This is a genomic window from Peterkaempfera griseoplana (assembly GCF_001418575.1).
GTDB classification, from domain to species: domain Bacteria; phylum Actinomycetota; class Actinomycetes; order Streptomycetales; family Streptomycetaceae; genus Peterkaempfera; species Peterkaempfera griseoplana.
Window position 1 is genome coordinate 1 of record NZ_LIQR01000035.1, and the last position, 17,819, is coordinate 17,819.

Here is a 17,819-nt window from a genome sequence, read left to right on the forward strand (position 1 = left end):
CCCCTTCACCAACAACACCACCGCCACCCCCACCAACTGGGTCCCGTTCGTGTAAGACCCAGCAACGTGTCTCACAGCCTTCGTCGCACCGTCGTAGCTCTCGGGCGGCCGGTGCGACGAAGGCTGTACACGCTGCATCCGGCGCCCCACCCCCACGCATCCCCACGGATGCGGGGCCGGACAGCTCTGCGGGATCCGCGCAGGCCAGCGGCACCGTGCCGGTTGCCGGTCCCATGCCGCAGGCCGGGAGTCGGAGGTCGCGCCGGGTACCGGCCCCGGCGTGACCTGCCCGTCGGCAACGGCCCGCTCGGCGAGTCGTGGCGCAGCGCTCCCGGTCTCAGGTGAGGCAAGGCGGCGCCGGGTGCCACCGGCCGTCGCGCCTCACCGTGCCCGGTACTCCGCCCACCGCCCCAGTGCGAACCCGTTCCCCGCCCGCCGGACCTCCACGGCCCCCGCGCCGCCGAAGTGCGCGGGGATGACCAACTCGCGTCTCTCCGCCGCACGTTCGAGTACCCGGCCGCGGCTGACCGCCGCCTGGGCGGGGTCCAGACAGAGGCAGCTGCTGCAGGCGGGCGCAAGGATCTGCACCGGGCTGTGCATCAGGTCGCCGACGAAGACCGCCCGTTCGCCCCCGGAGGCGAGCCGCAGGACGGACGAGCCGGGCGTGTGACCCGGAGCCGACTCCAGGGTGAGGCCGGCGTCGATGCGGTGGGTGCCGTCCCACAGCACCACCTGTCCGGCCTGGTGGAGGGGCGCGATGCTGTCCTCGTAGATCAGCCGGTCAACCTCGTGCAGCCCGTTCCCGTAGGCGTTGGACGGGCCGAAGTGGAAGTCGTCGGCGGCGGGCAGCAGGTACTGGGCGTTGGGGAAGGTCGGCACCCACTCTCCCGCAGGACCCGTGGTGTTCCAGCCGACGTGATCGGCGTGCAGGTGGGTGTTGACCACGACGTCCACATCCTCGGCACGGACACCGGCCTGCCGGATCAGCCGGTCGGGGAGGTCACTTCGCCAGCGGTGGAACGGGGAGCCCGGACGCTCACGGCCGTCACCCAACCCGGGGTCCACCAGGATCGTCCGGCCGCCGCTGCGCAGGACCCACGTCTGCAGCGCGACGACCACCTGGTCGCTGTCCGGGCTCCAGTGGTCCGGGGCGAGCCAGCCCTCGTTCTCCTTCCACAACTGCGCCGGGGTGCCGGGGACCAGTGTGCGGGCCGGCGCGAACACCCCCTGCCACTCGACGATCCGGATGATCTCGACATCTCCCAGCACGACGCTCTGCGCGTTCTCACTGTCCATGCCGTTGACCCTAGGAAGCACGGATGATGCTCTCAATGTCTCAGAGACTCATCCGAATACGTGTCCGTCTCACTCCCTCCGTCCATGGATACCCTGGCCCCATGGATGTCGTGAGCGACGCGATAGCGGCCGTACGCATCGGTCGGCCCTCCTCCAACCGCATGGAGGTCAGCGGGAGTTGGTGCACCAGGCTCGCCCCGTACGACGGTGCGGGCTTCCATGTCGTGCTCAAGGGCGGATGCCGGCTGCTGCCCGACGGCGGCGGTCCCCCGCTCCTGCTCGGCACCGGGGACGCGGTGCTGCTGCCGCACGGCGCAGGGCATGTCCTGGCCGATCCCCGCACCGACATCGACGCCACCGCGCTGCGGCGAGCCGTCCCCTTCGAACGCCGTCAGGAGACGTACCCCGACCACCCGGCGGCGGGCACCGGCGAGGTGCAGATGCTGTGCGGGAAGTACCGGCTCGACCGCACCCAGATGCATCCGCTGATGGCCGAACTACCTGAGGTCGTGCACCTTCCCCACCGAGTCGGCAGCCACCCGGCACTCCGGTCCGCCATCGACCTGCTGGGCCGGGAGGTGGGCGAGCGCCAGCCCGGGGCCTGTGTCGCGGTCCCCAGTCTGCTCGATCTGCTGCTCGTGTACATGATCCGCGCCTGGATGGCCGAGGACTCCACCGGGACCTGGCCGGCCGTCCTGGGCGACCCGGTGACCGCCGCCGCCCTCAGGGCGCTGCACTCCGACCCCGCCGCCCCGTGGACCAACGACCGCCTCGCCACCGAGGTCGGGGTGTCCCGACCCACCCTGGCACGGCGTTTCGCCAGCCTGGTCGGCCGCCCGCCCATGGGCTACCTCACCTGGTGGCGCCTCACCCTCGCCGCCACCCTGCTGCGCGACACCCCCGACTCCCTGACCGCGATCGCCCGCCGGGTCGGCTACGGCTCCCCCTACGCCCTCTCCCACGCCTTCACCCGTGAATTCGGCAGCACGCCGGGACGCTACCGGGCAGCGACGCCCCGACCCGATCCGGAGCACGGGACGCCCGGCACCGCGGAGGAGTCCCGGGCGGCCGGCGGGTGAGCAACCCGACGGACCGCCACCGCCTCTCGCCCCCCACGGTTGACGCGTGCTGAGTCCGGCCGGACCGGAACGTGACCGCCTCGGCGTCGTGTGCCACAGCCGGCACGCAGTCCTGCCGGAGGAGCAGACCGCGGACGACGGCAACGGCGCGATCCAGGGGCCGCAGCCGCCTCGATGTGACGGGCCGGACGGGTCGCGGCGCTCTGCGGGGGCGTTCGGTGGACGGTCCGCAGAGGCCGGCGACCGGGTGTCAGACGATGCCGGAGTGGCCGACCAGCTCCAGGCTTCGCCTCCACAGTTCGGCACGGGCCGCGAGGTCGTAGGCCTGGGCGTTCGCGGTGGCCTCCGCCAGCTTGTCGAAGAATCTGCCCGTCGTGGCGGCGAGCGCCGGATCGGAGACGAGCCGGTGGGTGGCGGCGACGCCGTCCTCGAGGCTGTCGATGTGGTACCCGGCCTCGCTCAGCACCGGCTTGGTGGGCATGAAGGTCGCCGGGTGCAGGCTGTTGACGGTCACCTCGGCGGCGGGAAGACGCTCGGCCAGTGCGAAGCCGGAGGCGACCTGCGCGAGCTTGCTCCGGCGGTACGCACGAGCGCCGCTGTAGTCGTGGTTCAGCATCAGGTCGTCGAAGTCGACGGCCTCCTGCCCGATCGAGGCGACGTTGACGATGCGAGCCGGGGCGGAGGCGCGCAGCAGCGGGCAGAGTTCCAGGGTGAGCAGAAAGCCCGCGAGGTAGTTGACGGCGAACCGCAGTTCATGGCCGTCGGTGCTGGTGCGGCGGTCTCTGCCGTCAGGCTCGCCGATGCCTATTCCGGCGTTGTTGACCAGCACGCCCAGCCGGGGCGTGGTGGCACGTACCTCGGCCGCCAGGGACCGCACCTGCTCGAGCTCGGCCAGGTCGGCGCGGACGGTGCGGGGCCGCACCACTCCGTGGGTGTCGCGGATGTCGTCGGCGGTCCGGTCGAGCCTGTCCTGGTCGCGGCCGTGCAGCAGGAGGGTGGCTCCGTCCGCGGCGAGCCGGTGGGCGAGGGCGCGACCATGGCCGTCGGTGGCTCCGGTGATGAGGACCGTCGGCGGGTGGGTCATGGGCGCTCCCTGGGGTGGCGGATCGGCGACTGGCAAACAAGTGGTACCAGACCGTACCGAAGATCCGTTCGACGAGGGGGGTGCTGGGAGTGGCGAACTCTCCCAGGCAGCAACGGACTTGGGATCAGCGCCCGGGCCGGCGCCAGCCGCCGGCTGTCCGGCCCGTCACAGAAGGCCTTGGCGCAGGGCGTGGGCGACGGCATGGACCCTGTTGCGCAGACGGTGCCGCACGATCATCTCGTGGATGATGTACTTGACGGTCCGTTCCGAGTAGTGCAGAGCCGCAGCGATCTCCAGGGTGCTGAGACCCGCGGCCAGCTGCCGCAGGACTGCGAGTTCCCTGGCGGTGAAGGACGACGGCCCGTCGTCGGTGCCGATGCTCCGGTCGTCCCGCCGGCGGGTACGCATCTGCTCCTGCGGTGAGCCGAGCGACGGCTGCGGCGGCGGCGCAGCGCTGTCGGCCACGGAGCACAGCAGCGCGGTGATGTCCGCGAGGGTGGTCAGCTCGCGGTGCGTGAGGGCCGCGAGTTCCAGCCCGACCACGCGGACGAGTTGCCCGGCGGTGGGTTCGTCGGGTGCGGGAACGGGCCGGGGTGCCTCGGCGGACTCGCGCGGACGACAGCGCTTCAGCACCGCGAGTGTCCTCTCCCCCAGCTCGGCCGTGATGACCAGCAGGATGTCCGGTGTTCCCTGGGCGTCCGCGGGCAGGACGTGTACGCGGTCGTCGGCGGTGAGACGTGCTTCGACGGTTTGCGCAGTCAGCCTGTCCTCTGCCAGCACGGCCACCCGGAGCGGTAGCGACGGTCCGGAGTCGCTCACCTGGTGTCCTTTCGTGATTCCGGTGGGGCCGCATTGCCCGGGACCGCTCGGGTCGCGCGCGGTCGACGCCGGACCGCTTTGCCGCGCCGTCCCGCCCGGGCGCCGTCCGGCCCTTCGGCCGTCGTAGCGTCCGGGCGGGACGGGGCACGGAGTCTGCGCCGGGGAGGAGTCACAGGGTCTTGATCTGACCGCCGTCGATGACGATGTCGGCTCCGGTGATGTTTCCGGCGAGCGGCGAAGCGAGGAAGAGGGTGAGGTCGGCCACCTCGTGCGGCTCGGTGATCCGGCCGGAGCTGATGCCCATGCTCTGCGGCACGACCACGTCCAGCGCCTCCTGCGCGGTCGTGCCGGCGGCTGCGGCGGTGGCGTCGGCAAAGCCGCCCGGCGCGGTCCAGAAGGGGGTGCGGACCGGTCCCGGGGAGACGGCGTTGACCCGGACACCCTGGGGGGCGAACTCCTCGGACAGGGCCTTGTTCAGGCTGGTCAGTGCGGCCTTGGCCGCCGAGTAGTCCACGACCATCGGGAAGGGCAGCCGGGCGTTGATGGAGCTGATGTTGACGATCGACGCCCCCTCGGCCGCGAGCAGGTACGGCAGGGCCGCACGGCTGGTCCGGACGGCGCTGAAGAAGGTCAGTCCGAAGACCTTCAGCCAGTCCTCGTCGCTGACCTTGAGGAACGACTCACGGGGCTCGGCGGCACCGACGTTGTTGACGAGGAGGTCGATCCGGCCGTGACGCTCCACGGCCTTGCGGACCAGGGCCTCGGGGCCCTCCGGGGTGGACAGGTCGACCGGGACGACGGTGACGTCGTGCTTGGCGGCCAGGGCGTCGAGCTCGGGGGTCGCTGTGCGGCTGCCCGCCACGACCCTGGCGCCTTCGCGGACCAGGCCCTCCACCACGGAGAGGCCGATGCCCTTGCTGGCTCCGGTGACGACGGCGACCTTGTCCTTGAGGTGCAGTTCCATGACAAACCCTTTCTGGATTGATCAATACATAATCGAGGTGCACGCCACCGAGGAGGCGTCGACGCCGGTGCGGCGACACTTCACCCGGGACGCCGAGGCCCCCGAGGGGGCGACGACCGTACGCATCGGCGCGCCGCGTCGCACGGCGGCGGGAGCCGGAGCGCACCGCCGCACAACCTCGGGCGGACCCCTTGTCGCGCCGCCCGGTCGAACCGTCCGGCGCTTCCTGTCTGGAAGCCTAGCAAACTTTCTGGAGTGGTCAATCCAGAATCCGGATGGCCGCCGACACACTCCGGAGGCAGGCATCGCGACCTCCGGCCCGAATGAGCGAGCGCCCCCTCAACGGGACGCGAACGGCCGGGCCCATGGGCCTCGGGCCACGACCGACCAGCCCCGCTTCTCGCGCCGGGCGCGGCGGATGAACCAGGGCGGACGGCCTCCACGGAGAGCCGCACCGGCCATCCCGACCTGCACGCCGAGCAGAGGGCAACAAGGCTGCTCGCCGAGCCAGCCACACCACCCCGGACACTCCGTCACCACCACAGAGGCACGGGGCACCCGCTGCCGATGCGCCCACGGAGACGACCCCGCACACACCCTGGCCAGGGCCCGGCGTTCACGAGGCTGCATCCGCAAGGGCAGAGGCCCGTTCATTCCCGGCACCCCGTGTGATCCATGTTTCCCTTCGCCCCGTTGCCGGCACAGCGACCCGGGACTACATTGTCGGTGCATAGAACGTTCTATCTACACGTTCCGACAGCACACCCCTGAGGAGAAGACAGGTGTTCCAGCATCGCCCCCGCCGTCTCATGGCCACCGCCGCCGCGTCGCTCGCTCTGGCCGCCGGCGCAAGCACCACCGCTTTCGCCGCGCAGACTCACCACGCCCCGCCCGCACCCAAGCCGACCGTGGTCCTCGTGCACGGCGCATGGGCGGACTCGTCGAGTTGGAGCGGGGTCGTCAAACGCCTGCAGGCGGACGGCTATCCCGTGACGGCTCCAGCCAACCCCCTGCGCGGTCTCGGCAGCGACTCCTCCTACCTGGCCGACTACCTCAGGACCATCAAGGGCCCGATCGTCCTGGTGGGCCACTCCTACGGGGGCGCCGTCATCACCGACGCCGCCACCGGCAACTCCCAGGTGAAGGCTCTCGTCTATGTGGCCGCCTTCGCTCCCGACAAGGGCGAAAGCACTGCCGACCTGGTGGGCAGGTTCCCTGGCAGCCACCTCAGCGACGACCCCGGTGCCCCTCTGCCCACGGCCCTGAATCCCGTCCCCTTCACGCAAGCGGACGGCAGCACCGGCACCGACCTGTACATCAAGGCCGGGAAGTACCGCGACGTCTTCCTCAGCAACCGGGTCAGCCCAGCCCAGGCCGCCGAACTCGCAGCCACACAGCGGCCCGTCTCGGCGCAGGCCGTGGGTGAGCCGTCCGGCACCCCGGCCTGGAAGACCATCCCCTCGTGGTACCTGGTCGCCGACGACGACCACACCATTCCCCCCGCCGCCGAGCGGGCCATGGCGGCACGCGCCCATGCGCACACCGTCGAGGTCGACGGCCCCCACGCCCTGGCCGTGACCGACCCGTACGCCGTGACCCGCCTCGTCGAACAGGCCGCCGCCACACGCTGACCGGCTCCTGAACGGCCGGCGGCCCCGACCGAGGTCGGGGCCGCCGGCCGTTCAGGGCGCAGAGACGAGCGCAGTGGCTCCCCGGACCAGGGTGGCTCCGGCCGCCCGGGCGTCGCCGAGGTAACCGGCCACCATCGCGCCGTCGCGCAGTGCCACCATCAAGTCGGCGGACTGATCGGGGTCGGCCGCCCCGAGTCGCTGGAATGCGTCCCGCAGCACCTCACGGAACCAGCGCCGGTGCTCCAGTACCGCCTGGTGGACCACGCTGTCGGGATCGGGGTACTCGGCGGCGGCATTGATGAAGGGACACCCCCGGAATCCCCTGCCGCACACCTCCTCGTCGATGCCGTGCGCGACCGCCATCAGGAAGTCGGCGGGAGAGGAGATCTCCTTCTCCGCCGCGCTGACGCGCTCCCGGATCTGCTGGTCGGTCGCCTGGAGGTAGGCGCGTACCAGGTCGTCCTTGCCGTTGAAGTGCCGGTAGAAGGTACCGCGTGCCACGTCGGCCTCCGCCATGACACGGTCGACTCCGACTCCGCGGATGCCTTCGCCGTAGAAGAGCCGGCCCGCCGTGCCCAGAAGCCGCTCACGTGCCTCGGAACGACGGATCGGCACGGTCGCATCTGCGGGCTTCGACATGCGCACAGGATAGAACGGTCCTTCTGCCCGGCGGGGTCCCGGACCCCGGACGGGCGGAAGTCTCCCCGCCCTGGTCAGTCCAGTGCACGCATCGCGACGGACAGGGCGTCCTCCGCGAACTCCCTACCGACGCGCGCCCGGCCAGCGACGCGGATTCCCTGGATGAAGGTGGTGAAGAACCGGGCCAGCCCTCTCGCGTCCTTGTCCGAGGAGATCTCGCCGCGCGCCTGCGCCTGCTCCAGGGCGCCGGCGAGGAGGGACTCGACCCGGCGGATGGCGGCGGTGACCCGCTCCGCCGCCGAGGGCTGGTCGCCGCACTGGGTGGAGGCATTGACCACCAGGCAGCCGCGCGTGGGGTCGGCCAGGTCCAGCTCGATCAGGGAGGCGAGCAACCTGCGGACCGCGGGGCGGATCTCCGTCGCCCCGTCGATGGCCTTCTCAAGATCGCCGGCCTGGAGGGATGCGTAGCGGTCCAGGCAACGCAGATACAGCTCCTCCTTGGAGCCGAAGGCCGCATAGAAGCTGCCGCTGCCGATCGCCAGCTCCTGCAGCAGCTCCTGCAGGGAGGTTTCGGCGTAGCCGCGGCGCCAGAACAGATCCATGGCGCGGCCTACGGCCTGGTCGACGTCGAACTCCCTGGTGCGTGCCACAACGACAGGGTAGCGCGCTTTGTGGAATAAGCAATCAACTATTGGGGGCGCCCGCCGCGCCCGGGGCGCCGAGCTCGCACCGCAAGCGTCGCCGCGCGGGCGGATCATCTCTGCCCGAAAGGGCAACGTCGCTGCTCAGAGGGCCTTTCCCTCCTGATACCCCCTCGCGCACCACCACCGAGCGACAGTCCCGGGGCCGGTCGCAGACCTACGATGTTTAGCGTTCAACTTCCGATGCGATGAGAGAGAGACATGTCGGTCACCGACCCGATCACCCCTGAACCGCTTCTTCAGCTCGGCCTGGGCTTCATGGCCTCCAAGACGCTTCTGAGCGCGGTGGAACTGGGCGTCTTCACCGCGCTGGCCGACGGCGGACGCGACCGTGAGTCGCTGGCCTCCGAGGTGGGCCTGCACCCCAGATCCTCGGCGGACTTCCTGGACGCCCTGGTGTCGCTGAACGTCCTGACCCGCGACGAGGACGGCACCTACCGCAACACTCCCGCGGCCGACCTGTTCCTCGACCGGGCCAAGCCGTCGTACGTGGGGGGCATCCTCGAGATGGCCAACGCGCGTCTCTTCGGCTTCTGGAACAACCTCACCGCCGCGCTCCGGACCGGCGCCCTCCAGAACGAGGTCGCACACAGCGATGCCCCGTTCTTCGCCACCCTCAGCCAGGACCCGGTCGCCTGGCGCAACTTCCTCAACGGCATGAACGGCGTCAGCACCCCCCTGGCCGCCGCGCTGGCGGCAGACTTCGACTGGACCGGCCGCCGCCACATCATCGACCTCGGGGGCGCCCTCGGCGCGGTGCCCGCCGCCGTCCTGCGCTCCCACCCGGACATCACCGGAGCAGTCTTCGAGCTTCCCCCCGTCCGCCCGGTGTTCGAGGAGTTCGTCGCCGCACACGGCCTGTCCGACCGTCTCACCTTCCACGGCGGGGACTTCTTCTCCGACCCGCTGCCCGAGGCGGACGTCTACGTCATGGGGCAGATCCTCCACGACTGGAACCTCGAGCAGCGCCGGTTCCTGCTCAGGAAGGCCTACGACGCACTGCCGGAGGGCGGCACCCTCATCGTCTACGACGCCATGATCGACGACGACCGCCGCCACAACACCTACGGCCTGATGCTCTCGCTCAACATGCTCATCGACACCGAGGGTGGATCCGAGTACACGGTCGCGGATCTCACCCACTGGCTCGAGGCCGCCGGCTTCGCGGGGGTGAAGGCCCGTCACCTCATCGGCGGCTACACCGCCGTCCACGCCACCAAGTGAGCGCCGCCTCCGGTCCCACCGCCTGAGCCGGGCGCGCCCTGCGCGGCCACTGGTCCGCAGCGCCGCCCGGCGGGCAGAGCAGCAGCACACGGGCGCGGCGGTGATCAGCTCGTCCTCGGGGAGGGCGACGAGGCCCTTGGGCCAGAGCGGCCGTCCCCTCCCCGAGGCGCAGGGCCCGGGCACCACAGTGACCGCCGTCCGGACCGCGTCGGCGTCAGGTGCGCAGGCCGACCGTCGACGGCCGCTCATGTGCGGTGCTGACAGCAGGAGTTATGGGTGGTGACGAGTTCGAGGATCCCGCTCGCGCGCAAGTTGGTCTAGTCCTCTTGACGCGGACGCGCACAGGAGGTTTGGTATGTACCACCGCCAGGCCTGCGCGGCACGATCCCCCACTCCCCCACGCCCGACGGGCATCCCCGAAAGGGATCATTGTCATGCGCTTGGCAAGATTTGCCGCGTCCGCCTGCGCTCTCGCACTCGCGACCGCCGGCACGGTCGGCGTTCTCGCTCCCACCAGCAGCGCCGCCGCAACCAACGCCTACTCCGTCGCCCCCTACGTCGACATGTCCAACGGCCAGGAGGGCATGCTCGACACCGCCATAACCGGACACGGCCTCAAGGCCTACACGGCCGCCTTCGTGCTCGGCGAAGGCTGCACCCAGATCTGGGGAGACACCCTCCCCATCGGTGCCGACTCCTACACCGACCCCGAGATCGCCAGGGCGAAGGCCGAGGGCGCCTCCGTCATCATCTCCTCCGGCGGCGCCAGCGGCGAACCGCTCGCCTGGACCTGCTCCACGCAGAGCAGCATCGACGCCGGGTACCAGGCCATCATCAGTGACTACGGCGTCACCCAGCTCGACTTCGACATCGAGGGCGCCGCCATCGCGGACACCGCCGCCGCGGCCCGCCAGATGCAGGCCATGAAGGACCTCAAGGCATCCAACCCGGGTCTGCAGTTCTCCATGACCCTGCCCGTCCTGACCAGCGGTCTGACCAACGACGGCGTCAACATCCTCAGGGCCGCGAAGAACGCGGGCATCAGGATCGACGTGGTCAACATCATGACCATGGACTACTACGCCGGAACCGGCACCGAGATGGGCCAGGGCGCGGTCTCCGCCGCCCAGGCCACACTGGCGCAGATGCAGTCCGTCGACTCCGGCTACACCTACGCCAACCTCGGCATCACCCCCATGATCGGCAAGAACGACGACGGCTCCACCTTCACCCTGGCGGACGCCCAGACGGTGGAGAGCTTCGCCGCACAGCACGGCATCCAGGAGCTCTCCTTCTGGGCGCTCGGCCGGGACAAGGCGTGCGCCACCAGCGGCACCCTCTCCGACACCTGCAGCGGCACCCCGCAGAGCGGGTACCAGTTCTCCTCCACCTTCAACCGCATCACCGGCAGCACCGGCGGGGGCGGCGGCACCGCACCCACCGGCCGGATCACCGGCTACGGCGGCAAGTGCGTGGACGTGGCCGCGGCCTCCACCGCCAACGGCACCGCCGTGCAGCTCTACGACTGCAACGGCACCGCGGCCCAGAACTGGACCGTCGCCACCGACGGATCGCTGCAGGCGCTCGGCAAGTGCATGGACGTGACGTCCGCCGGCACCGCCAACGGCACCAAGGTCCAGCTCTACGACTGCAACGGCACCGGCTCCCAGGTCTGGCGGAAGCAGTCCGACGGCTCGCTGGTCAACCCGCAGTCCGGGCGCTGCCTGGACGCCACCGGCCCCAGTTCCGCCAACGGGACCCGGCTGCAGATCTGGGACTGCACGGGCGGCGCCAACCAGAAGTGGACGCTTCCCGCGTAGTGATCCACACGCCGTTCCACCCCCCGGCGGGCTGCTGCCAGCGGCAGTAGTCCGCCAAAACCCGTGAGGTCCGTCACGGCCCCCGGCGCCGCTACGAAAGTCCGTAGTACCGGACGGGTGTCCGGCGGCCCCATTCCCGAATCCGGCGAACATAATCACCAAATCCGGACATTGAACCGGGCTCCTGGAACAACCGCAGGTCAGAGCGGTGCATTCCGGACGGAACCCGACATCGCCGACAGGATCGGCAGCCCCCGGACGAGGTCCCAGAGCTTGTCAAGAGGTCTCCTCGGCTACGCGTGCGCGTAGTAGAGGAGACCTTTGCCCATGCGGCGTTACCCAACTCAGGATGTCCAAAACGTTCCGACCTGCCGGGACTTCCCGTCATACGAACAGGACACCGCATGGCTTCTCTGCTCACCCGTATCGCCACCGTCTCGACCGTCTGCCTGGCCGGCGCAGCCATCCCCGCGAGCGCGTTCGCCGCCACGGAGTCCCCCACGACCGTCGCGTCCACCGCCACGGCCTCTGCCATCGCCAACAAGGCTCTCGCCAAGGTCGGGACCTACGGGGGGCAGTGCAAGCAGTTCGTCAACGACATGGCCCGCAAGGCCAGCGGCGGCCGCATCGCCCTGGGTGGCGGCTACTACTCCGACTACAAGCGGGAGGGCGGCCACCGGGTCAGTGCCGCCAACGCCGTCAAGGGCGACATCATCCAGCTGAACTCGGCGTCCAGCCCCGACTCCTTCCACAGCGGGATGCACACCGCGATAATCGTGGCCAACCTGGGGCACCACAAGTTCAAGGTGGTCGACTCCAACTGGGTGGGCCACGAGATCGTCGGCACCCACACGTTCAACCCCTACACCCGGGCCGCCTCCAAGGGCCTCGTGGTTCACATCTGGCACTTCTGACGGGCAGTTCACCAGGACCGTCGGGGCCGCGTCAGGCCCCGACGGTCCCGTCCACGCCCTCGCGCAGAAAGTCCGCGTGGCCGTTGTGGCGGGCGTACTCATGGATCAGGTGCAGCATCACCAGCCGGAGCGACACCTTCTCGCCCCAGGACTTCTGATAACCCGTCACATCCAGTGACTCCGCCTCCCGCTCGATCCTGCGGGAGTGCTCGACCTCCGCCTGCCAGGCATCGAACGCCTCGGCCCGGGTGGAGGTCTCGGCGTTGTACGCCACCTGGTAGTCGCCCTCGTCCGACCAGACCAGCGGGATGTCCTCGGCGTTGATCACCCGGCGGAACCAGGTCCGCTCCACCTCCGCCATGTGCCGCACCAGGCCCAGCAGCGTGAGCGTGGAGGGCGGCATCGACCTGCGGCGCAGCTCCTCGTCGCTGAGGCCGTCGCACTTCATGGCGAGCGTGGCGCGGTGGTAGTCGAGGAAGGCGCGCAGCGTCTCCCGCTCACCCGCGGTCAGCGGCGGCCCGATGCGTTCGGTGGTCACGGAGGTCCCTTCGGAGCGGTGGACGCGACGTCTCTGACGGTGTTCGGTCAGACTACGCCTCCGAGGAGCCCACGGCGGATGTCATGACTTCGCCAGAGTCCCTTGCCGCTGGCATCCTTCGTACGCCACCCTAGGGACAGGCGGGGACGGAGAGTACCGCGTTGATCGCACTGCGCAGCACTGCGCCGTGCGCTCCGGGCCCGTATGGAGCAGCAGGCCGGCGGCCGCAGGGGGGCAGTCCAGTGCCATTCCAGGGCTCCGCCGCGCTCGGGCGACCACGACGGACGCGCCCGCTGTGCGGCCCGAGGAGCAGACGTCAGCGCGCGACCGCGCGGCGCAGTGCCCGGCAGGAGGACCTTCCGTGTCCGACTGCCTCGGCTTCTTCACCTGCGAGCAGACCGCCAGACCGGCGTCCGAGACGGGTTCGCCCTATCTGCTGGCGCGGGTCGAAGCGCCGTCCCCCGCCATGGCCGCCTACTGGCTGCTGGCCAGGGCGCTCGACGTGGGGGTCCAGCTGGACGGACCCGGGCTGAACGCGGTCTGGGGCGAGATCCGGGACGGCGACGAGTACGTCAAGGTGCTGCATGCGCTGGCCACCGGCTCGGAGTACGTGCTGGAGATGCTGGTCGGGGAGATCGCCTACTGCTTCACGGTGCGGCCGGCGGACCTGTCGGCGCAGGCCCTGGGCATCGGCGCCGGCGACCGGGAGTGGGGCCTCGGCCGGCCGTCGCGGGGGACGGCCGGCGGGGCGGCGCCGCTCCCCCGCCCCGGATATGCCTGATCGGCGCGACGGCGGGCGCCGCGCCGATCGGCCGGGTCCGGCCGCTGGGGCCGGAGCCGGATCAGGCCGCGGAGGCCTGACCGGCGGCGGAGACCTGGGCCAGCACCTCGGTCAGCTTCTCGACGACCTCGGCGTCGTCGGACGGGTGGGTGGTGGCGAAGCGCTCGACGGAGCCGGGAACCGACAGCTTGACGTCCTCCAGGACCTTGCCGCCGGCGATGCCCACGGCCTTGCGGGCCTCGTCCTGCGCCCACACGCCGCCGAACTGGCCGTAGGCGGTGCCCACCACGGCGACGGGCTTGCCGGTGAAGGCGCCGGAGCCGTAGGGGCGGGAGAGCCAGTCGATGGCGTTCTTCAGCACGGCCGGGATGGTGCCGTTGTACTCGGGCGAGAACAGCAGGAAGGCGTCGGCGCCGGCACCGGCCTCACGCAGCCGGGCGGCCGCGGCGGGAACGTCGCCGGCCACGTCGATGTCCTCGTTGTAGAAGGGGATCTCGGCCAGACCCTCGAAGATCTCGACCTCGGCGCCCTCGGGGGCGAGCTTGACGGCGGCCTCGGCCAGCTGGCGGTTGTGGGAGCCGGCGCGAAGGCTGCCGACGAGCGCGACGATGCGGACGGACATGAAAAACTCCCCAGGCAATAACGGGACAAGAAAACGGACCGTGGTCCGCCTACAGGTGTAGCACACAAGCGGACCGCGGTCCATTTTCCTTGGTCGGGCGCTACTCTGGGTCCATGAGCACCTCCCGTCCGCCCTCCGCCGCACCTCCGTCCCGGTCTTCCGCGCCGAGCCGGACACTGCTGCCCCTGGCGGACGAGGCGCCCCAGGGCAGGGCGGACGCCGCCCGCAACCGGCTGCTGCTGCTGGAGGCAGCCTCCCGGCTGGTGGCCGAGCACGGCGCGGAACACGTGACCATGGAGGCCGTCGCCGCGGCGGCCTCGGTCGGCAAGGGCACCGTCTTCCGCCGGTTCGGGGACCGCGCGGGGCTGATGCTGGCACTGCTCGACCATTCGGAGCGCGAGTACCAGCAGTCCTTCCTCAGCGGCCCGCCGCCGCTCGGCCCCGGAGCGCCGCCGGTGGAACGCCTGGTGGCGTTCGGCATGGCCACCCTGCGGCACCTGGCCGCACACATCGGCCTCTATCTCGCCGCCGAGGACTGCGCCAGCCGCCGCTTCTCCGCCCCGCCGCGGGCCGTCCGGATCGCCCATGTCTCCGGGCTGCTGCGCGAGGCCGGGGTCACCGGGGACATCGAACTGCTCGCCGAGGGACTCCTGGCCTATCTGGACACCGCCCTGGTCGACCACCTCCACAACCGCCGGGGACTGCCCATCGAACGGCTGGAGCACTGCTGGCAGGACCTGGTCGTACGGATCGTCGGCGGCGGCCACGGCGACTGCTGCTGACCGGCCGTCCCCTGCCGCGGCCCACCACCGCGAGCAGCGGACCTAGGCCACGGGTGGGATTCCGATGGGGCCGATCGGGTGAGCGGCGGCGCCAGCACGTGACCACTCGCCCCGGTCGGCGGTTGGCAGGCCAGCACAGTCCAACCAGCAAGGAGCTTCACCATGATCACCATGAAGAAGGCAGCTGTCCTGGCCGCGGCCGCCGGGTGCCTGGCCGCCTCCGGCGCCGGCACCGCCTTCGCCCAGGGTGCGGACGCCGAGGCCGCGGCAGTTGGCTCGCCGGGCGTCGTCTCGGGCAACGTCGTCCAGGTGCCGGTGAGCATCCCGGTCAACGTGTGCGGCAACACGATCAACGTGATCGCCATCCTCAACCCGACGTTCGGCAACACCTGCCTCAACGTCTCGGGCAACCACCACCGCCACCACGGCATCGGCCTCGGCGGCGGCGGCCTGAACGGTGGCGGCTTCCGCGGCTGAGCCAGGCTTCCGCGTGCGGTGCCCGGACCCTGTGGGTCCGGGCACCGCTGCGTCCGCGGCGTTCCCCTTCGGCGTGCACGGTCCGGCGGCCGGCCCGGTCGGCGGGTTCTGGTCCGGGTCCGGGCTCCGGCGGACCGGCCGCTGTCAGTGGCGCATGGCAGGGTGGTCACGTCGTCCCGCCCACGACCCGGAAGGAAGCCGAGATGCCGCCGATGCTCGATCTGCGCCCGGCCACCGATCAGCTGACCGTCCTGCTGCAAGGGGTGACGGACCAGCAGCTCAGCGCACCGACCCCGTGCGAGCGGTACTCGCTGGGCGACCTCGTCGAACACATCGCGGGCCTGTCCCTCGCCTTCGCACTCGCCGCGGCCAAGACCGCGGGGCCTGCGACCTCGCAGGCCCCCTCCGGCGACGCCGCCCGGCTGGGCGACGACTGGCGCACCCGCATCCCCGAGCAGCTCACCTCGCTCGCCGAGGCCTGGCGGGAACCCTCCGCCTGGACGGGGGCCACCCGGGTGGGCGGCGTCGACCTGCCCGGTGAGGTGGCAGGCCGGGTCGCCCTCAACGAACTGGTGCTGCACGGGTGGGACGTCGCCCGCGCCAGCGGGCAGCCCTTCGACTGCGCCCCCCAGCTCGCCGGGGAGGTGCTGGGGTTCCTCTCCGCCCTGACCGAACCCGGCCAGGAGGCCTCCCGGAACGGCATCTTCGGCCCCGTCGTCGAGGTACCGGCCGACGCACCGGAACTCGACCGGATCGTCGGCCTCAGCGGCCGTGACCCGTACTGGAAGGCCGGGTAGGAGCGGGCGGACCTGCGAGACGCACGGTCCACGCCGAACGCCGGGGCGGCCCCGGGCGGGAGGTGCGCGACGGCTGCCACCGGCGGTCCCGCCGCGCGGCGACGGCCAGCCGGTCCGGGGACGCCGAGGCAGGCGTCCCTCCCCTCGTCCGACCCCTGACGCCCCGACCATGGCGGCTCTGCGCCGGGCGTTGCCGGACCGGCCGTCGGTTCCGTTCACCGGTGATGTCCGGGGCGTCCCGACACGGCGGGGGCGCTCCGGGGCCCGGCTGGCGGGCTGTGACAGTCTGGCGGGAGCCATGAGCAGGGCGTCCACGGCGAGGAGCAGCGTTGAGCGGCGAACCCAGCGGGCGGCGGGGCGGTGAACCCGTGGAGCGGCAAAGCGGCGGCCCCGCGGAGCGGACACGGGGCGGCGGCGAGTGGGCCTTTCTCCCCACCGCGTACGCATTCACGGTCGCCATGTGCGGCACCACCCTCCCCACTCCGCTGTACGGCCTGTACCAGGAGCGGCTGGGGTTCTCCGAGCTGACGGTGACGGTGATCTACGCGGTCTACGCCCTGGGGGTCATCGCCGCGCTGCTGTTCTTCGGCCGGGCGTCGGACCATGTGGGCCGGCGGCCGGTGCTGCTCGCCGGGCTGGTCCTGTCGGCGGCGAGCGCCCTCTGCTTCCTGCTGGAGGGCGGGCTGCCGGCGCTGTTGACCGGCCGGGTGCTCTCGGGGCTCTCCGCGGGACTCTTCACCGGGACCGCCACAGTGGCCGTGGTGGAACTGGCGCCGCCGCATCGGCGGGCCACCGCCACACTGGTGGCCACCGTCGCCAACATGGGCGGCCTGGGCCTGGGCCCGCTGCTGGCCGGGGTGCTGGCGGAGTACGCCGGGATGCCGCTGCACCTGGTCTTCGTGGTGGATCTGGCGCTGGTGGCGGTGGCCGTGGTCGCGGTGCTGCTGACCGCGGAGACGGTCCGGTCGCGCGACGGGGTGTGGCTGCGGCCGGGCCGGCTGAGGGTGCCGCCGCAGACCCGTCCGGCGTTCGTGCCCGCGGCGATGGCGGGGTTCGCCGGTTTCGCGACGATGGGGCTCTTCACCTCGGTGGCGCCCAGCTTTCTGCGGAAGGTCGAGGGGGTCGGCAATCTCGCCGTCTCCGGTGCCGTGGTGTGCAGTGTCTTCGCAGCCTCCACCGCGGGGCAGCTGCTGATGAACCGGGTCGGGACACGACGGGCCCTGCTGTGGGGCTGCCTGGTGCTGGTGGCGGGGATGGCGGTGATCGCCGGCTCGCTGGCCGCCGCTTCGGCGTGGCTGCTGGTGGTGGGCGCGGTGGTGGCGGGTACCGGGCAGGGGCTGTCCTTCCGTGCGGGGGTGACCGAGGTGGGGCTGCACAGCCCGCCCGACCAGCGTGCGGAGGTCACCTCGGCGTTCTTCGTGGTGCTGTATGTCGCCATCTCCATCCCGGTGGTGGGGGTGGGCGCCCTTGCGGTGGCCTCCGGACTGCGGACGGCGGGGCTGGTCTTCACCTGCTGTGTCGCCCTGCTGGCGGCGGCCACCGCGGCCCGGCTGTACATCGCACACCGCGATGGGAGCGCCCAGGTCTGAGGCGCCCGCCGGGCACGGGCAGGACTGGGCGGAGGTCCGGCCGCCGCCGCCGGGCCGGACGC

18 protein-coding genes are annotated in these 17,819 nt (G+C 71.4%); 10 read left to right on the top strand and 8 right to left on the bottom strand.

The window, feature by feature from the left end; genetic code table 11:
- Nucleotides 1–381: 381 nt before the first annotated feature.
- The gene (locus tag AOK09_RS02685; RefSeq protein WP_055585465.1) at nt 382–1,296 is read right to left on the bottom strand and encodes an MBL fold metallo-hydrolase; all 915 of its coding nucleotides are present in this window, start codon (nt 1,294–1,296) and stop codon (nt 382–384) included.
- A 101-nt stretch (nt 1,297–1,397) separates the two neighbouring features.
- Here AOK09_RS02685 and AOK09_RS02690 point away from each other — a divergent pair, with 101 nt between their 5' ends.
- Nucleotides 1,398–2,375 (top strand): AraC family transcriptional regulator, encoded by a 978-nt coding sequence (locus tag AOK09_RS02690; RefSeq protein ID WP_079062677.1) that lies wholly within the window; start codon nt 1,398–1,400, stop codon nt 2,373–2,375.
- Between the two features lie 250 nt (nt 2,376–2,625).
- Here the strand turns inward: AOK09_RS02690 and AOK09_RS02695 are convergent, their stop codons facing one another.
- From AOK09_RS02695 to AOK09_RS02705, 3 genes are all read right to left on the bottom strand, one after another.
- Nucleotides 2,626–3,459 carry an SDR family NAD(P)-dependent oxidoreductase gene (locus AOK09_RS02695; RefSeq protein WP_055585466.1) on the bottom strand — a complete coding sequence of 278 codons (834 nt, stop codon included), beginning with the start codon at nt 3,457–3,459 and terminating at the stop codon, nt 2,626–2,628.
- A 165-nt stretch (nt 3,460–3,624) separates the two neighbouring features.
- The gene (locus tag AOK09_RS02700; RefSeq protein ID WP_055585467.1) at nt 3,625–4,278 is read right to left on the bottom strand and encodes a helix-turn-helix transcriptional regulator; all 654 of its coding nucleotides are present in this window, start codon (nt 4,276–4,278) and stop codon (nt 3,625–3,627) included.
- Between the two features lie 169 nt (nt 4,279–4,447).
- The gene (locus AOK09_RS02705) at nt 4,448–5,242 is read right to left on the bottom strand and encodes an SDR family NAD(P)-dependent oxidoreductase (protein WP_055585468.1); all 795 of its coding nucleotides are present in this window, start codon (nt 5,240–5,242) and stop codon (nt 4,448–4,450) included.
- Between the two features lie 809 nt (nt 5,243–6,051).
- Between AOK09_RS02705 and AOK09_RS02710 the strand changes: the two genes are divergently transcribed.
- Nucleotides 6,052–6,873: an alpha/beta hydrolase gene (locus tag AOK09_RS02710; protein ID WP_055585469.1), complete on the top strand. Its 822-nt coding sequence runs from the start codon at nt 6,052–6,054 to the stop codon at nt 6,871–6,873.
- 51 nt (nt 6,874–6,924) lie between these two features.
- Here the strand turns inward: AOK09_RS02710 and AOK09_RS02715 are convergent, their stop codons facing one another.
- Both AOK09_RS02715 and AOK09_RS02720 read right to left on the bottom strand, forming a co-directional pair.
- Nucleotides 6,925–7,512: a TetR/AcrR family transcriptional regulator gene (locus tag AOK09_RS02715; protein WP_055585470.1), complete on the bottom strand. Its 588-nt coding sequence runs from the start codon at nt 7,510–7,512 to the stop codon at nt 6,925–6,927.
- Between the two features lie 74 nt (nt 7,513–7,586).
- Nucleotides 7,587–8,162 carry a TetR/AcrR family transcriptional regulator gene (locus AOK09_RS02720; protein ID WP_055585471.1) on the bottom strand — a complete coding sequence of 192 codons (576 nt, stop codon included), beginning with the start codon at nt 8,160–8,162 and terminating at the stop codon, nt 7,587–7,589.
- A gap of 252 nt (nt 8,163–8,414) precedes the next feature.
- Between AOK09_RS02720 and AOK09_RS02725 the strand changes: the two genes are divergently transcribed.
- The 3 genes from AOK09_RS02725 (at nt 8,415) to AOK09_RS02735 (ending at nt 12,171) form a co-directional block, all read left to right on the top strand.
- A complete protein-coding gene (locus AOK09_RS02725) occupies nt 8,415–9,437 on the top strand; it encodes a methyltransferase (RefSeq protein WP_055585472.1) in 1,023 nt (340 codons plus the stop codon).
- A 434-nt stretch (nt 9,438–9,871) separates the two neighbouring features.
- Nucleotides 9,872–11,257 carry a chitinase gene (locus AOK09_RS02730; protein WP_063795812.1) on the top strand — a complete coding sequence of 462 codons (1,386 nt, stop codon included), beginning with the start codon at nt 9,872–9,874 and terminating at the stop codon, nt 11,255–11,257.
- Between the two features lie 404 nt (nt 11,258–11,661).
- Nucleotides 11,662–12,171: a CHAP domain-containing protein gene (locus tag AOK09_RS02735; protein ID WP_055585473.1), complete on the top strand. Its 510-nt coding sequence runs from the start codon at nt 11,662–11,664 to the stop codon at nt 12,169–12,171.
- Between the two features lie 31 nt (nt 12,172–12,202).
- Here the strand turns inward: AOK09_RS02735 and AOK09_RS02740 are convergent, their stop codons facing one another.
- A complete protein-coding gene (locus AOK09_RS02740; RefSeq protein WP_055585474.1) occupies nt 12,203–12,709 on the bottom strand; it encodes a DinB family protein in 507 nt (168 codons plus the stop codon).
- Between the two features lie 361 nt (nt 12,710–13,070).
- On the opposite strand from AOK09_RS02740, the gene AOK09_RS02745 reads away from it, so the two are divergent.
- Complete coding sequence (locus tag AOK09_RS02745) at nt 13,071–13,490, top strand: hypothetical protein (RefSeq protein WP_055585475.1); 420 nt, start codon at nt 13,071–13,073, stop codon at nt 13,488–13,490.
- Between the two features lie 61 nt (nt 13,491–13,551).
- On the opposite strand, the gene AOK09_RS02750 is transcribed toward AOK09_RS02745, so the two are convergent.
- A complete protein-coding gene (locus tag AOK09_RS02750) occupies nt 13,552–14,112 on the bottom strand; it encodes an NADPH-dependent FMN reductase (RefSeq protein WP_055585476.1) in 561 nt (186 codons plus the stop codon).
- A gap of 113 nt (nt 14,113–14,225) precedes the next feature.
- On the opposite strand from AOK09_RS02750, the gene AOK09_RS02755 reads away from it, so the two are divergent.
- From AOK09_RS02755 to AOK09_RS02770, 4 genes are all read left to right on the top strand, one after another.
- Nucleotides 14,226–14,894, top strand: a complete 669-nt coding sequence (locus AOK09_RS02755) for a TetR/AcrR family transcriptional regulator (protein ID WP_055585477.1) — start codon at nt 14,226–14,228, stop codon at nt 14,892–14,894.
- Nucleotides 14,895–15,056: 162 nt separating this feature from the next.
- On the top strand, nt 15,057–15,371 hold the full coding sequence (locus AOK09_RS02760; protein WP_055585478.1) for a chaplin: 315 nt from the start codon (nt 15,057–15,059) through the stop codon (nt 15,369–15,371).
- Between the two features lie 203 nt (nt 15,372–15,574).
- A complete protein-coding gene (locus AOK09_RS02765) occupies nt 15,575–16,168 on the top strand; it encodes a TIGR03086 family metal-binding protein (protein ID WP_055585479.1) in 594 nt (197 codons plus the stop codon).
- Nucleotides 16,169–16,536: 368 nt separating this feature from the next.
- A complete protein-coding gene (locus tag AOK09_RS02770) occupies nt 16,537–17,757 on the top strand; it encodes an MFS transporter (protein ID WP_055585480.1) in 1,221 nt (406 codons plus the stop codon).
- Nucleotides 17,758–17,819 lie beyond the last annotated feature (62 nt).

Excerpts from the sequence above, each read along its gene's own strand:
- AOK09_RS02690 (WP_079062677.1), top strand. The coding sequence starts at position 1,398 with ATGGATGTCGTGAGCGACGCGATAGCGGCCGTACGCATCGGTCGGCCC.
- AOK09_RS02750 (WP_055585476.1), bottom strand. The coding sequence starts at position 14,112 with ATGTCCGTCCGCATCGTCGCGCTCGTCGGCAGCCTTCGCGCCGGCTCC.
- AOK09_RS02730 (WP_063795812.1), top strand. The coding sequence starts at position 9,872 with ATGCGCTTGGCAAGATTTGCCGCGTCCGCCTGCGCTCTCGCACTCGCG.
- AOK09_RS02755 (WP_055585477.1), top strand. The coding sequence starts at position 14,226 with ATGAGCACCTCCCGTCCGCCCTCCGCCGCACCTCCGTCCCGGTCTTCC.
- AOK09_RS02725 (WP_055585472.1), top strand. The coding sequence starts at position 8,415 with ATGTCGGTCACCGACCCGATCACCCCTGAACCGCTTCTTCAGCTCGGC.
- AOK09_RS02760 (WP_055585478.1), top strand. The coding sequence starts at position 15,057 with ATGATCACCATGAAGAAGGCAGCTGTCCTGGCCGCGGCCGCCGGGTGC.
- AOK09_RS02685 (WP_055585465.1), bottom strand. The coding sequence starts at position 1,296 with ATGGACAGTGAGAACGCGCAGAGCGTCGTGCTGGGAGATGTCGAGATC.
- AOK09_RS02695 (WP_055585466.1), bottom strand. The coding sequence starts at position 3,459 with ATGACCCACCCGCCGACGGTCCTCATCACCGGAGCCACCGACGGCCAT.
- AOK09_RS02765 (WP_055585479.1), top strand. The coding sequence starts at position 15,575 with ATGCCGCCGATGCTCGATCTGCGCCCGGCCACCGATCAGCTGACCGTC.
- AOK09_RS02715 (WP_055585470.1), bottom strand. The coding sequence starts at position 7,512 with ATGTCGAAGCCCGCAGATGCGACCGTGCCGATCCGTCGTTCCGAGGCA.
- AOK09_RS02710 (WP_055585469.1), top strand. The coding sequence starts at position 6,052 with ATGGCCACCGCCGCCGCGTCGCTCGCTCTGGCCGCCGGCGCAAGCACC.
- AOK09_RS02705 (WP_055585468.1), bottom strand. The coding sequence starts at position 5,242 with ATGGAACTGCACCTCAAGGACAAGGTCGCCGTCGTCACCGGAGCCAGC.
- AOK09_RS02735 (WP_055585473.1), top strand. The coding sequence starts at position 11,662 with ATGGCTTCTCTGCTCACCCGTATCGCCACCGTCTCGACCGTCTGCCTG.